Source organism: Azospirillum endophyticum (assembly GCF_016595245.1).
In the GTDB taxonomy this organism is placed as follows: domain Bacteria; phylum Pseudomonadota; class Alphaproteobacteria; order Azospirillales; family Azospirillaceae; genus Azospirillum; species Azospirillum endophyticum.
Genome location: NZ_JAENHM010000007.1, coordinates 123,936 through 136,416 on the forward strand (window position 1 = coordinate 123,936; position 12,481 = coordinate 136,416).

12 protein-coding genes are annotated in these 12,481 nt (G+C 68.1%); 2 read left to right on the forward strand and 10 right to left on the reverse strand.

Annotation, left to right across the window (positions count from 1 at the left end; genetic code table 11):
- Positions 1–2: 2 nt before the first annotated feature.
- From cheB to JHL17_RS02165, 4 genes are read right to left on the reverse strand one after another with little or no spacing between them, the layout of a single operon-like run.
- Positions 3–1,121: a chemotaxis-specific protein-glutamate methyltransferase CheB gene (gene cheB, locus JHL17_RS02150; protein ID WP_200190409.1), complete on the reverse strand. Its 1,119-nt coding sequence runs from the start codon at positions 1,119–1,121 to the stop codon at positions 3–5.
- Positions 1,118–2,551: a chemotaxis protein CheW gene (locus JHL17_RS02155; RefSeq protein ID WP_200190410.1), complete on the reverse strand. Its 1,434-nt coding sequence runs from the start codon at positions 2,549–2,551 to the stop codon at positions 1,118–1,120. Before JHL17_RS02155 ends, cheB begins: the two co-directional genes overlap by 4 nt.
- Positions 2,548–3,462, reverse strand: coding sequence for a CheR family methyltransferase (locus tag JHL17_RS02160; protein ID WP_200190411.1), 915 nt, complete (start codon positions 3,460–3,462; stop codon positions 2,548–2,550). Before JHL17_RS02160 ends, JHL17_RS02155 begins: the two co-directional genes overlap by 4 nt.
- Positions 3,459–4,706: a methyl-accepting chemotaxis protein gene (locus JHL17_RS02165; RefSeq protein WP_200190412.1), complete on the reverse strand. Its 1,248-nt coding sequence runs from the start codon at positions 4,704–4,706 to the stop codon at positions 3,459–3,461. The genes JHL17_RS02160 and JHL17_RS02165 overlap by 4 nt, the downstream gene beginning before the upstream one ends.
- 214 nt (positions 4,707–4,920) lie before the next feature.
- Between JHL17_RS02165 and JHL17_RS02170 the strand changes: the two genes are divergently transcribed.
- Complete coding sequence (locus JHL17_RS02170) at positions 4,921–6,930, forward strand: HAMP domain-containing methyl-accepting chemotaxis protein (protein WP_200190413.1); 2,010 nt, start codon at positions 4,921–4,923, stop codon at positions 6,928–6,930.
- 259 nt (positions 6,931–7,189) lie between these two features.
- The gene (locus JHL17_RS02175) at positions 7,190–7,429 is read left to right on the forward strand and encodes a hypothetical protein (protein ID WP_200190414.1); all 240 of its coding nucleotides are present in this window, start codon (positions 7,190–7,192) and stop codon (positions 7,427–7,429) included.
- 25 nt (positions 7,430–7,454) lie between these two features.
- Here the strand turns inward: JHL17_RS02175 and JHL17_RS02180 are convergent, their stop codons facing one another.
- The 6 genes from JHL17_RS02180 to fabD form a co-directional block, all read right to left on the reverse strand.
- Positions 7,455–7,745: a DUF2934 domain-containing protein gene (locus JHL17_RS02180; RefSeq protein WP_247893263.1), complete on the reverse strand. Its 291-nt coding sequence runs from the start codon at positions 7,743–7,745 to the stop codon at positions 7,455–7,457.
- Positions 7,746–7,867: 122 nt separating this feature from the next.
- Positions 7,868–8,875, reverse strand: a complete 1,008-nt coding sequence (gene mltG, locus JHL17_RS02185; RefSeq protein ID WP_200190416.1) for an endolytic transglycosylase MltG — start codon at positions 8,873–8,875, stop codon at positions 7,868–7,870.
- 50 nt (positions 8,876–8,925) lie between these two features.
- Positions 8,926–10,188: a beta-ketoacyl-ACP synthase II gene (gene fabF / locus JHL17_RS02190; RefSeq protein ID WP_200190417.1), complete on the reverse strand. Its 1,263-nt coding sequence runs from the start codon at positions 10,186–10,188 to the stop codon at positions 8,926–8,928.
- 126 nt (positions 10,189–10,314) lie between these two features.
- The gene (locus JHL17_RS02195) at positions 10,315–10,554 is read right to left on the reverse strand and encodes an acyl carrier protein (protein WP_014247969.1); all 240 of its coding nucleotides are present in this window, start codon (positions 10,552–10,554) and stop codon (positions 10,315–10,317) included.
- A gap of 188 nt (positions 10,555–10,742) precedes the next feature.
- Positions 10,743–11,480 carry a 3-oxoacyl-[acyl-carrier-protein] reductase gene (gene fabG / locus JHL17_RS02200; RefSeq protein ID WP_200190418.1) on the reverse strand — a complete coding sequence of 246 codons (738 nt, stop codon included), beginning with the start codon at positions 11,478–11,480 and terminating at the stop codon, positions 10,743–10,745.
- Positions 11,481–11,521: 41 nt separating this feature from the next.
- Positions 11,522–12,463, reverse strand: a complete 942-nt coding sequence (gene fabD / locus JHL17_RS02205; protein ID WP_200190419.1) for an ACP S-malonyltransferase — start codon at positions 12,461–12,463, stop codon at positions 11,522–11,524.
- Between the last annotated feature and the right edge of the window lie 18 nt (positions 12,464–12,481).

The window sequence follows — 12,481 nt, forward strand, 5'->3', positions numbered from 1 at the left end:
GACTATCGGGAAAGGGTGAAGAGGACGTTCAGCTTGCGGGCGATCACCGCGACCGGCAACACCTCCGTGGCGACGCCGGCGCGGATCGCGGACCTGGGCATGCCGTCGACCGCGCAGGTCGCCGGATCCTGCACCAGGACGGGGAAGCGCCGTTCCGCGAAGGCGGTTGCGCCGGCGGTGCCGTCGTCGCCCATCCCGGTCAGGACGACGGCGACGGGCGACTCTGCCGCCTCCGCGGCGCTGCGGAACAACCGGTCCGCCGAGGGATGGTAGATGGCGCCGGCGGGATCGGCGGCATGAAGGGTGAAGCGCCCGGGGGCGCTGCGTCGCACCGTCCAGTCGGCGCCGCCGCGCAGGATGGCGACGGCCCCCGGCTTCAGGGCCGCACCGTCGCCGCCCTCCTCCACCGGCCGGCCGAGCGAGCGCGCGAGCGAAGCGGCGAAACCGGTGGTGAAGCTTGCCGGCATGTGCTGCGCAACCACCAGCGGACAGGGCAACGGGCCGAGTGCGCCCAGCAGTTCCACCAGTGCCACCGGCCCGCCGGTCGACACGCCGACCACGACGAGGTCGGGACGATGGCCGTGGCCGCCGGGATGCGGAAGACGGGACGGCGGCGAGAGCGGTTCGGGAATCGCTCCGGCTGCGGGCGCCGGAGCCGAAGCAGGTACGACCTCTGCGGTCTGGTCATCGCTCGACGTACCGGTCGAGGCCATGCGCCAGCGCCCCCAGTGGCGCACCTTCTCGGTCAGCTGGCGCTCGATGGACGCCATGTCGAAGGTGACGAAGGAGCTGTTCTTGCAGACGAAGTCCACCGCTCCGGTCTCCAGCGCACGGATGGTGGCGGCTGCGCCCTCCGACGTCTCGTTGGAGACCATGATGCAGGGGGGGCCCTTTTCCGCGGCGATGGCCTGTACCGATTCGATGCCGTCCATGATCGGCATGTTCAGGTCCATGGCGACGACATGCGGCTTCAGCTTGCGCGACAGGCGCAACGCCTCCGCCCCGTTGCGCGCCTCGCCGACGATCTCGATGTCCGGCGCCAGCTCCAGCATCTTGCGCAGCGCGACGCGAACGAAGTTGCTGTCGTCGACCACCAGCAGGCGGATGCGCGGATCGGTCATGGCGCAGCGCTCCCCACCGGTACGGTCCCGGCAGGCAGCGCCATCTTGGCCCCGGCCGCAGCCGCGGTCAGTCCCTCCGGCCGCAGGACCGGGATCAGGGCGTGGTCGAGGCGGATGACGGCGGCGGTCAGACGGTCGGACAGCGGGTCGACATCCTCGGCGGCGATCTTGCGGATGCGCTGGATCTCGTCGGCGATCACCGCCACGGTGCCGCCGTCGATCTCCACCAGGATGGCGATGCCGGGCGCGGCGGAGGTATCGCCGACCGCCCCCCGCGACAGCAGCCGGCGCAGGTCCAGGACGGGCAGGATACGGCCGTCCACATCGGTCAGCCCATCGAAGCTCTCCGCCCCGGCCGGCAGGCGCAGCCGGTCGGAGAACTCCACGACACGGCGGATTTTTTCGAACTCAAGCGCATAGACGCGCGCCGCGACCACCAGGGTCAGGAAGCGGCGGTAGAAGCGACGCGGCAGACGGCTTTCCGCCATGTCGTCGTCGGGATCGCCGCCGTCCGGCACGAAGCGGCCGACATCGTCGAGTTGATCGCCCAGCATGCGCGCCACGCTCCTCACGTCGAGCCAGGTTCCATCGTAATCTACGATCCGGGCAGGCGCCCCGGCCTCGCCCGCACGCAGGCGGTCCAGGGGCACGCGCACCACGCCGCGAACCCCGTCCACCCGCACGCCGACGGGGCCACTGGGTGTCCGCAGGACGACCGCATAGCCGCCGGGCCGCTCTCCAACCCCCAGCGGGTCGGTCACCAGCACCGACCTGTCCTGCACCCGCGCCACGCCGCGGACCAGCGATGGCGCATGGGGCAGCGGGTGCAGATCGCCGACAGGAAAGACCAGCAGCAGATCGGCCATCTCGATCGCCTGTGGGCGGCCGGCGACCTCCACCATGAGCAGGCGGATCCCGGCGCGTTCGCGGGAGGAGTCGGGAGGGTCCGCCACACCGCCGGTGAGCGCGCCCGCATCCATCGCTCCGGCCAGCCCGCAGAGCCCGGCACCATGTCCCAGTTCCATCAGGTCGGGGTCGAGCAAACGCAGCGAACGGCCACCATGGTGCAACCGGCCGGCCACCGGAGTTCCGCCGTCTTCCGGTTCCGTCGCGGACAGGGTCACGCGCTCCGCCGGCAGGGTCCCGCCGATGCGGCCGGCCCGCAGGGCGAGCAACCCGGCCCCCGCACGCAGCACGATCATCAGCCCGCCGCGCCGCCCCCCTCCCCAGGCCAGCCGCAGCGACGGATAACCGGTGACGTCCAGCACCGGCAGGAGGCGGCCGGCGACATTCGCCACGCCCTCCAGCTGCGGCGGGGAAAAAGGCAGCCGGGTGATGCCGGTCGGCTCCGCCACCTCCTCGACACGGTCGGCCGGGACGGCGAAGGGCGTGCCGGCGATGTCAAAGGTGAGGAATCCGCAAGGACTCATGCGGCCTTCCCCCGGCGATAGGCGAGCGCGCGGTCGCCACGGTGGCGTTCGAAACCGTATCCCTCGGCCAGCCGGTCGGTGGTGCCGAGAACCAGCCAGCCTCCCGGCGCCACCGCGACGGCCAGCAGGGCGAGCGCCCGTTCCCGGCTGTCATCGTCGAAATAGATCATGACGTTGCGGCAGGAGACGAGGTCGAAGCCGGCGGCCGGCGCCCCGTCCGGCAGTTCCTTGTCCATGAGGTTGTGGCGGCTGAACCGGACGATCCGCCGGGCATCGGCGTGCACCCGCCGGTGCAGCGGCGCCTCGCTTCCCAGCGGCACGAACCAGCCGCCATATTCGGCCGGCATTTCCCGGAAGGGTCCCAACCCCTTGCCGCCATAGCAGGCGTTGACGGCCTGTCGCATGGCGATGCGGCTGATGTCCGTGCCGAGAATCTCGACGGTCCAGTCGGTTTCCAGCCCATGCCCGGTGCGGCGAGCCTCCCCGGCATCGGCCAGAGCCTCCAGCGTCACGATGGCGAGCCCGTAGGCCTCCTCCCCGGTGGCGCAGCCGGCACTCCACAGCCGCAGGACTCTGGCCTTACGCCGGTCGGCGATCAGGCGGGGAAGCAGATGGCCGCGCAGATGCGCATGGTGCGGCAGATCGCGGAAGAAATAGGTTTCGTGGATCGTCAGGTTCTCGATCAGGCTGAGCCAGTCGGGGCTGTCGGCCGGCGCCCTTTCGATCCGCGCCACCCATTCCTCCAGCACCGGTAGCGGCATCGCCGCCAGGATGCGTGCCAGCTTGCGCTCCAGCGGGCGGTCATGCCGGATGCCGGCCTTGCGACGGACATCATCGAGCAGCCGTCGCACCAGACCATGCAGCGGTCCGTCGTCGGCACCGGAGGCGGAAGAAGCGGCGGCGCCCGTCACGGCGCCCGGAAACGTTCGGCCAACCGCCGCGTCTCGTCGGCGAGCCGGGAGAGATGAACCATGGTCGCCGTAATCTCTTCGGATGCGGCGGCGTTCTTGGACGCGACGGTGCGGATGTTGCCGACATTCGATTCGATTTCGACGATATGGTCCTGCTGATGGGCCATGGCCGAGGCGACCGACTGAACCATGCGGTCGATCTGGCCGACCCGCTCGGCGATGCCGTCCATCATCTGCACGACCTCGGCCGTGGCGGCCATTCCCTCCCCGGCCATCGCCGCGGCGGCCTCGACGATCTCGGCGATCTGTCGGGCGCTCTCCACCGCGTTGTCGGCGAGCTTGCCGACCTCCTCGGCGACGACCTCGAAGCCCTTGCCCTGCTCGCCGGCGCGGGCGGCCTCGATGGAGGCGTTGACCGACAGGATGTTGGTCTTCACGGCGATCTGGGTGATCGCCTCGGTGATGCGGCCGATGCGGCGGCTGTTGTCGCCGATGGTCTGGGAAACGCGGACCAGCCGCGCCATCTCGGCCTTGCCCCTGTCGGCGAAGCCGGCGGTGACCCGCGCCATGTCGGAGGCGGCGCGCGTGCTGTCGGTCACATCGGCGATGGCGCGGACCGAACGGCCGACCGCGTTCACCACCCGGTCCAGATCCTCCGTCTGGATGGCGGCACCGTCGGCGACCTGCGCCACCGCGGTGCTGGCCTGTCCGGCGGCGACGGCGACCTGAGCCGCCTGCTGGCCGATGTTCCTGAAGGAGGCACGGGCCTCCTCCACCAGCGCCGCCATTTCGGCATAGCGCCCGGGCAGCGGTGCGGCAGGCGGCCTGCCGTTCTCCGCCTCCTGCGTCAGGCGGCGGAGAGCGGCGTGGAGCATGTCCTCGGCCCGCGCGATACCGACGAGCGCGGCGGCGACCGACCCCACCTGATCGCCGCGAACCGGCAGCGCAGCGGAGCCGTCGACAGAGTCGGCGGCAGAGTCGGCGGCGGAGTGGTCGGACACTCCATCGGCAATCCGACGGGCGGTTGCCTCCAGCCGCGCCATCGCATCCGAGAGGTCGAGCGCCAGAACGAGCCCGGCCAACAGCGCGATGATGAGCGCGCCGCCTGTGACCAGCCACACCGCTTCCAGCGTGATATCCGGAACGGCGCGTGGCAGCAGAAGAGGAATCAGGGCTGCGGCGGATGGCAACAGAACGGCGATGCCGAAACGGGGAAGGATTCGCAAGCTGGCCGGAAGGGACATCGCTGTAAAGACTCCTTACGAACGACCAGCGGCTCCTCATGAGACTCTGCGGACACCGCACTCTGCCCTTATGACTTGCCGGATGCACCCCAACGGAAGCAAGGTGATTCCGGCGGATGCCATCGAATGGCCCAGTTCACGCGGACATCCGCGGTCCGCCCCTCCGCTCAACCCGGCGCCGCCCGCAGGCGGCCTTGACTGGACCTCCACCGGCATGTCGATCGCCACCCGCATCGCCCTGGGTTTCGCCGCCGTCCTGCTGCTGACGCTTGCCGTTGCCGTCGTCGGATGGACCGGCCTGAACACCTATGCCTCCCAGGTGGAGACCGCTGCCCGGACCACCCGCCTCGACACGCTGCTGTTCAGCGCCCGGCAGGAGGAGGCTCGCTATCTGCTGGACGTCGACCCCTCCGCCAGCCGTCGGGTGCGGCAACTGACCGATCAGATAAGATCGGAGGCCGAAGCGCTGCTGGCCCTGGCGGACCATGCCGTCCCCCCCGATGCTTTGAAGGAGGCATTGGCGAAGCTCGCGGCCTACCGAAAATCCTTCGACGAGGTGGTCGAACTGGAGGTCGACCGCTTCGCCAGCCTCGCCAAGCTGCGCAAGCAGACAGCGGCCCTGTTGGTGATCGCCCAAACGCTGACGCGTGATCAGTCGGCGCGCTATGCCGACGCCCTGGCCCGGGTGAAGGCCGATCCGGGCGACCGTGCCGCGGTGACGGCGCTGGAATCCTCGGCGCTGCTGGTGACCATCGCCGGACGGTTGATCCAGGACACCCGGGGCGCGCTGCTGGACGTCCAGCAATTCCTGATCGACCATGGCGGCTCGGGCCGCAATTCCCTGAGCGCCAGCATCGACCGGCTGCTGACCATCGTCGGAGATGTCCGCAAGGCGGCCAACGACGACGATGCCCTACACGAATCGGAGAAGTTGACCGCCTCGATCATGGGGGTGGAAACGGAGTTCCTGCTGGTGGCGGACATCGTGGTCCGACGCAATGCCGCCCGCGACGCCATGCGTGAGGCCGCCAAGATCGTCAACGACCAGGTGACCCAGCTCGTGGCTGCGCAGACGGCGGAGCGCGAAGCCGGCCGGTCGCGCGCCATGATGCTTCTGTCGACCGGCGCATTGGGTGCGCTGGCCATCGGGACGCTGCTGTCCATCCTGATCGCCCGCAGCCTGACCGCCCCGATCGCCGCCACCACGGCTGCCGTCCGCCGCCTGGCGGAGGGAGATCTGACGGTCGCGGTGCCCGGCACCGGACGGCGCGACGAGCTGGGGTCCATCGGCCGGGCCGTCGCCACCGTCATCCAGAACCTGCACGGTTTGCATGGCGAGATGCACAGGCTGTCGGGCAAACCGGTGGATGCCTCCGTACCGGCCGACGGAGCCCCGCTCGCCGCTGCGGCCTTCCATGGCGCCTATGGCGAGATGGTGGCCTTGCTGCAGGAAACCGGCGCCGCCTTCCGCGTGATCGGCGAACAGGCGACCCAGGTCGCGGTCGCCGCCGGCCAGGCGAGCACCGCCATCGCCCATGTATCGGATGGGGCCTCGGAACAGACCGGCGATCTGGATCAGGTGGCGACCGCCATCGGCCAGTCGGCGCGCGCGATCGTCCATGTGACGGACAGCACGCGCGACGCCTCCGACATGGTGAAGGACGCCGCCGATTTCGCCGATGGCGGCCGGGAGGACATGGCGCGTCTTCTGCGGGTCTCGCAGACCATCGCGGAAAACAGCCGCCGCATCGGCCGCATCACCGAGGCGATCACCCAGATCGCCGTGAAGACCAACATCCTGTCGGTCAACGCCTCCATCGAAGCCGCCCGTGCCGGCGAGCAGGGCAAAGGCTTCGAGGTCGTCGCCGAGGAGGTCGGCAAGCTCGCCGACAACGCGGTGGAGAGCGCCCGGCAGATCGCCGAGATCATCGAAGCCGCCGCGGCGCTGGCCGAAGAAGGAAAGGCAGTCACCGAGCAGGCGAGGCGCCGGATGGACGGGCTTGCCGAACGGGTCGACCGCATCGACGGCGCCTTCCACTCCGTCGCTGTCGCCATGGAGGAACAGCAGTCCTCCGTGCGCGAGATCGAGAGATCGGTGGAGAGCGTGCGGACCGTCGCGTCCAAGAACGCCGCCGCATCGGAGGAGATCGCTGCGACCATGGTTCATCTCTCCCGGCTCGCCGACGAGACAAGGCGCCAGGTATCCCGCTTTCAAGTCGGTTGAAGCAGGCCGGCCGAAGCTTGGCCTTTTTCTGAACTTATCCGCCGCTGGCGAGATGGAAGCGCGATCCGACCTTCGGAATTCGGCATTCCTGCGCCGGGACCATAGAGTCCGAAGTGGTAATTCTTAATCCCAGCCGGAGATATCTGGCATTTAAAGTTCTTTTAACCCTATTCCGCGCCTAATTGGCTCGCGGGGGCGCTCGGTCCCGAGAAGACGCTCTTCCGAACATTTGACCCACACGACACCAAGGGAGTTCCCTATGCCCGCACACAAGGTCGCCGATGAAGTCCGCTTGGCCAGCCGCATTCATGCGCGCCTGTTGGACGCCTTCATCGACTTGACGGAGCGGGAACTGGCCGGACTTGCCCCGGGCTTCGCCGAAGAAAGCCTGACGGAGGCCCTGGAGGCATTGCGCGCCGCCCGCAAATCCTATGGCACGACCGCCGGGGTGATGGTCGTCTCGAACCTGCCGCTGCCGCAGGCCTCCAACGCCGCCTGACCCCGGGGCACTTTCCGGCACTCGGTCAGGCGATGACCGTCTTGCGGGTCCGTGGCTTGCTCGCCTTGGGGGGCGCGGCAGGCGCGGGCTCTGCGACCGCGGTCTTCACCACCGTCCTCGGCTTGGCATTGGTGGTCTTGCGCGGAGCCTTCACCACCGCAACGACCGGGGCGATGTCGGCAATGGGGGCCGTTTCGGCCAGGACCGCGCGTTCGGCATGGAACCAGTGGTCGGCGTCCCGGCCATCGGGACATCCCTCTTCCAGCCAGATCGCATAGGCGCGATCACGAACGCGCTGTTCGACATCCAGGCTCATCATATCTCCCCGGGGGAATGGTGGTCAGGTTTGCTGCAATGCAAAGAGTGCCCAATTCCCGCAATGCGCGCAAGCAAGCGGATCGTTATCGGCCCTCGGCTTCAATCCCCCCTCCTCTGCCGTCACTCCGATGAGGTTTCGCCATGGTCGGGCTGCCGGCCCTGCTGGACCTCCCGCCATTTGGCGACATTGCGGTTGTGATCCGTCAACGACTTGGCGAAGACATGGCCGCCGGTGCCATCGGCGACGAAATACAGGAACTCGTGCCGCTCCGGCTTCATCACGGCCTGGATCGAGGCCTTGCCGGGATTAGCGATGGGGCCGGGGGGCAGGCCGGCGGCGACATAGGTGTTATAGGGGGACTCGAACTTCCAGTCGTTGCGGGTCAATGCCCGCCCCAGTTCTCCGCTGCCGTCGGTCAGCGCATAGATCACCGTCGGGTCCGACTGCAGCTTCATGCCGGCTTCCAGCCGGTTGACAAAGACGCCTGCGACCTTCGGCCGCTCGGCGGTGATCCCCGTTTCCTTCTCGACGATGGAGGCGAGCGCCAGCGCCTGCTGCGGGGTTTCGAACGGCAGGTTCTGGTCGCGTGTCTTCCAAGCCTCCGCCAAGGCCTGGCTCATCGCCGTCTGCATCCGCTCGATCAGGGCGGCGCGGCTGTCGCCATACGCAAAATGGTAGGTCTCCGGCAAGATGGAGCCTTCCTTCGGCGGCTTCGCGACCTCGCCGGTCAGCACCGTCTCCCGTTGGAGCAGCGCCATCACCTGGGCGGAGGTCAATCCTTCCGGAACGGTGATCCGGTGCACGACGGTGCGGCCCTGGCGCATCTGCTCCAGGACTCCTTCGATGCTGATTCCGGCAGGGAACTGATATTCGCCGGCCTTCAGATCACGGAAGGTGCCGGTCAGCTTGGCCGCGGCGACGAACACCAGCGGCGCACCGATCACGTTGGCATCACCGAGCGTGATGGCAATGGCCTCAAGCCCGCTGCCGCGCGGGATGATGACCGTCTCTGACTGCTCCAACGGTCCGGGAGCCGAATAGCGCTGGTATCCCCAGACGCCGATTCCGCCCGCCGCACCGAGCACGAGGACCAGCGTCCCCGTGAAGATTCGGAGACCCCAGCCCATCGCTCACCTCTTGGAAGGCTATAGACCGCAACGCTGCCGCAGAGCTTCGCTTACGCGAATTCCTTGAACACCAGCGAGGCGTTGGTGCCGCCGAACCCGAAGGAGTTCGACAGCGCGGCGCGCACACGGCGCTCCTGCGCGACCTTCGGCACCAGATTGACGCCCAGGCAGCTCTCGGAGGGATTCTCGAGATTCAGCGTGGGCGGCACGATGCCGTGGTTGATCGCCTTGATCGAGTAGATCGCCTCGACCGCACCGGCCGCCCCCAGCAGGTGGCCGATGGCCGACTTGGTGGAGGACATCGCCAGGTTATCCATGGCGTCGCCGAACAGCCGCTTGACGGCGCCCAGTTCGATCTCGTCGCCGAGCGGCGTCGAGGTGCCGTGGGCGTTGACGTAATCGATGTCGGACGGGTTCAGCCCGGCACGCTTCAGCGCAGCCTTCATGGCGCGGAAACCGCCATTGCCGTCTTCCGCCGGAGCCGAGATATGGTGCGCATCGCCCGACATGCCGTAACCGACGACCTCGGCATAGATGGTGGCGCCGCGCCTCTTGGCGTGCTCCAGCTCCTCCAGCACGACGACGCCTGCACCTTCGCCGATGACGAAGCCGTCGCGGTCCTTGTCATAGGGACGCGAGGCCTTCTCCGGCGTGTCGTTGAAACCGGTCGAGAGTGCGCGCATGGCGGCGAAGCCGCCGACGCCGAGACGGCTGACCGCCGCCTCCGTGCCGCCGGCGACCATCACGTCGGCATCGTCCCACATGATCAGGCGGGCGGCATCGCCGATGGCGTGCGCGCCGGTCGAGCAGGCGGTGACCACCGCGTGGTTGGGGCCCTTGAAGCCGTGCTGGATCGAAATATGGCCGGAAGCCAGATTGATCAGGCAGGCGGGGATGAAGAAGGGCGACAGACGTCGCGGACCCTTCTCATTCAGGGTCACGGCACCGTCGGCGATGCCGGGGAGACCGCCGATGCCCGAACCGACCATGACGCCGGTCCGCTCGCGCTCTTCATCGGTCTGGGGAATCCACCCCGAATCCTTGATTGCTTCCTGCGCCGCGGCGATGGCGAAGAGGATGAAGTCATCCATCTTGCGCTGGTCCTTCGGCGACACGAAGGTGTCGGCGTCGAAGTCGCCTTCACCCGTTCCGCGCGGAACCTGCCCGGCGACCTTCGAGGCCAGGTCCGAAGCGTCGAACCCCGTGATGCCGCGGATTCCCGACGTCGCGGAAATCAGCCGCTCCCAGTTCAGCGTGTGGCCGACGCCGAGCGGCGTGACCATACCGAGGCCGGTGACGACGACACGTCTCATGAGGCTGTTCCTTGACCTTTCCTCGGAAAAAAGTCGACGATCAAATCGTCGACGGCCAGGCCCCGCAATGCTGAATTCGCAATAGCGGTTCGCCTGGCCCTCGGGGGCTCAATGCCCGCGGCCCGATCAGGCGGCGGCGTTGGCCTTGATGAAGTCGATGGCATCCTTCACCGACAGGATCTTCTCCGCGGCGTCGTCCGGGATCTCGACACCGAACTCCTCCTCGAAGGCCATGACCAGCTCGACGGTGTCGAGGCTGTCGGCGCCCAGATCGTCGATGAAGGAGGCGTTCTCCACCACCTTCGACTCCTCGACACCCAGGTGGTCCACAACGATCTTCTTCACGCGCTCGGCGATGTCGCTCATCTTTTAAGACCTTCCAATCCTTGAAACCGCTCGGGATAATCCGGTCGGAGCAACACGCGAAGAACGTGCCGTCCTGCCGCGAAAAGCCCCGTCCGATAACACATTTCAACAGCCTTGACCAGCACCCGCGAGGGAACCCGGTCAGTGCCGTTCTTCACACAAGACGATGCCGTCCCGTCAGATCCTCATCAGATCATGGCCATGCCGCCGTTGATATGCAGCGTCTGGCCGGTGACGTAGGCGGCCTCCTCGCTCGCGAGGTACACGACCCCGGCGGCGATCTCCTCCGACTGGCCCATGCGGCCGGCCGGAATGGCGGGGAGCAGCTTTTGCTTCTGCTCGTCGTTCAGGGCGTCGGTCATGGCCGTGGCGATGAAGCCCGGCGCGACGCAGTTGACGGTGATGTTGCGCGAGGCCAGCTCGGCCGCCAGCGACTTCGACATGCCGATCAAGCCGGCCTTGGAGGCGGCGTAGTTGGCCTGCCCCGGATTGCCGGTCACGCCGACGACGGACGTGATGTTGACGATTCGGCCCCAACGGCGCTTCATCATGCCGCGCATCGCGGCCCGCGACAGGCGGAAGGCCGCCGTCAGATTGACGTCGATGACCGACTGCCAGTCCTCGTCCTTCAGCCGCATCGCGATCTGGTCGCGGGTCAGGCCGGCATTGTTGACGAGGATGTCGATCTTGCCCAGCGCCGCTTCGGCGTCCTTGAACAGCTGCTCGGTCGCCGCGGCCTCGGACAGGTTGCCGGGCACGACGAAGGCGCGCTCGCCCAGCTCGGCGGCCAGAGCCTCCAGAGGAGCGACGCGGGTGCCGGACAGCGCGACGGCGGCGCCCTGGGCATGCAGCGCACGGGCGATCGACGCACCGATGCCGCCGGACGCGCCGGTGACGAGGGCCGACTTGCCGGTCAGGTCAAACATGGATGGCCTCACGAGGCTGATGTGTCACTGGGCGGAGTTGGTCACAGGGTCTTCAGGAACGATTCGACATCGGCCGGCGTGCCGACCGGCACCGCCGCCATATCCTTGTCGATGCGCTTGGTCAGCCCGGCCAGCACCTTGCCCGATCCAACCTCGACCAGCCGTTCGACGCCCTGCTCCTTCATGAAGAGGACGCATTCGCGCCAGCGGACCATGCCGGTCACCTGTTCGACCAGCAATTGGCGGATGGCGTTGGGATCCGACACCGCCGACGCGGTGACGTTCGCCACCACCGGAACGACCGGCGCGGAGATCGTTACGCTGGCCAGGGCCTCCGCCATCGCGTCGGCGGCCGGCTGCATCAGCGGGCAATGGAAGGGAGCGGACACCGGCAGCCGGACCGAACGCTTCAGGCCACGTTCCGCCGCCAGCGCAATGGCACGGTCGATGGCATCGGCGCTGCCGGAGATCACCACCTGCCCGACCGAATTGTCGTTGGCGATGCTGCACACCTCGCCCTGGGCGGCGTCGGCGGCGATCGCCTGCGCCTGGTCCAGGTCGGCGCCCAGCAAGGCTGCCATCGCGCCTTGGCCGACTGGAACCGCCTTCTGCATGGCCTGACCGCGCAGCTTCAGCAGGCGAGCGGTATCGGCCAGCGAAAACGCGCCGGCGGCACAGAGCGCCGAATATTCGCCCAGCGAGTGGCCGGCGACGAAGGAGGCGTGCTTGGACAGGTCGACCCCGCCTTCGCTCGCCAGAACCCGCATCACCGCGACACTGACCGCCATCAGGGCGGGCTGCGCGTTCTCGGTCAGGGTCAGGTCGGCCTCGGGACCTTCGACCATCAGCCGCGACAGCCGCTGGTTCAGCGCGTCGTCCACCTCTTCAAAGGTGTGACGGGCGACTTCGAACGCCTCGGCGAGTTCGCGGCCCATGCCGACGGCCTGGCTGCCTTGCCCCGGAAAGACGAACGCCCTGGTCATGCTTCGGTGAAACCCTGG

Coding starts and splice junctions, on each gene's coding strand:
- JHL17_RS02195 (WP_014247969.1), bottom strand. CDS start 10,554: ATGAGCGACATCGCCGAGCGCGTGAAGAAGATCGTTGTGGACCACCTG.
- JHL17_RS02175 (WP_200190414.1), top strand. CDS start 7,190: ATGCCCGCACACAAGGTCGCCGATGAAGTCCGCTTGGCCAGCCGCATT.
- JHL17_RS02155 (WP_200190410.1), bottom strand. CDS start 2,551: ATGAGTCCTTGCGGATTCCTCACCTTTGACATCGCCGGCACGCCCTTC.
- JHL17_RS02170 (WP_200190413.1), top strand. CDS start 4,921: ATGTCGATCGCCACCCGCATCGCCCTGGGTTTCGCCGCCGTCCTGCTG.
- fabD (WP_200190419.1), bottom strand. CDS start 12,463: ATGACCAGGGCGTTCGTCTTTCCGGGGCAAGGCAGCCAGGCCGTCGGC.
- fabF (WP_200190417.1), bottom strand. CDS start 10,188: ATGAGACGTGTCGTCGTCACCGGCCTCGGTATGGTCACGCCGCTCGGC.
- JHL17_RS02165 (WP_200190412.1), bottom strand. CDS start 4,706: ATGTCCCTTCCGGCCAGCTTGCGAATCCTTCCCCGTTTCGGCATCGCC.
- fabG (WP_200190418.1), bottom strand. CDS start 11,480: ATGTTTGACCTGACCGGCAAGTCGGCCCTCGTCACCGGCGCGTCCGGC.
- JHL17_RS02180 (WP_247893263.1), bottom strand. CDS start 7,745: ATGAGCCTGGATGTCGAACAGCGCGTTCGTGATCGCGCCTATGCGATC.
- mltG (WP_200190416.1), bottom strand. CDS start 8,875: ATGGGCTGGGGTCTCCGAATCTTCACGGGGACGCTGGTCCTCGTGCTC.
- cheB (WP_200190409.1), bottom strand. CDS start 1,121: ATGACCGATCCGCGCATCCGCCTGCTGGTGGTCGACGACAGCAACTTC.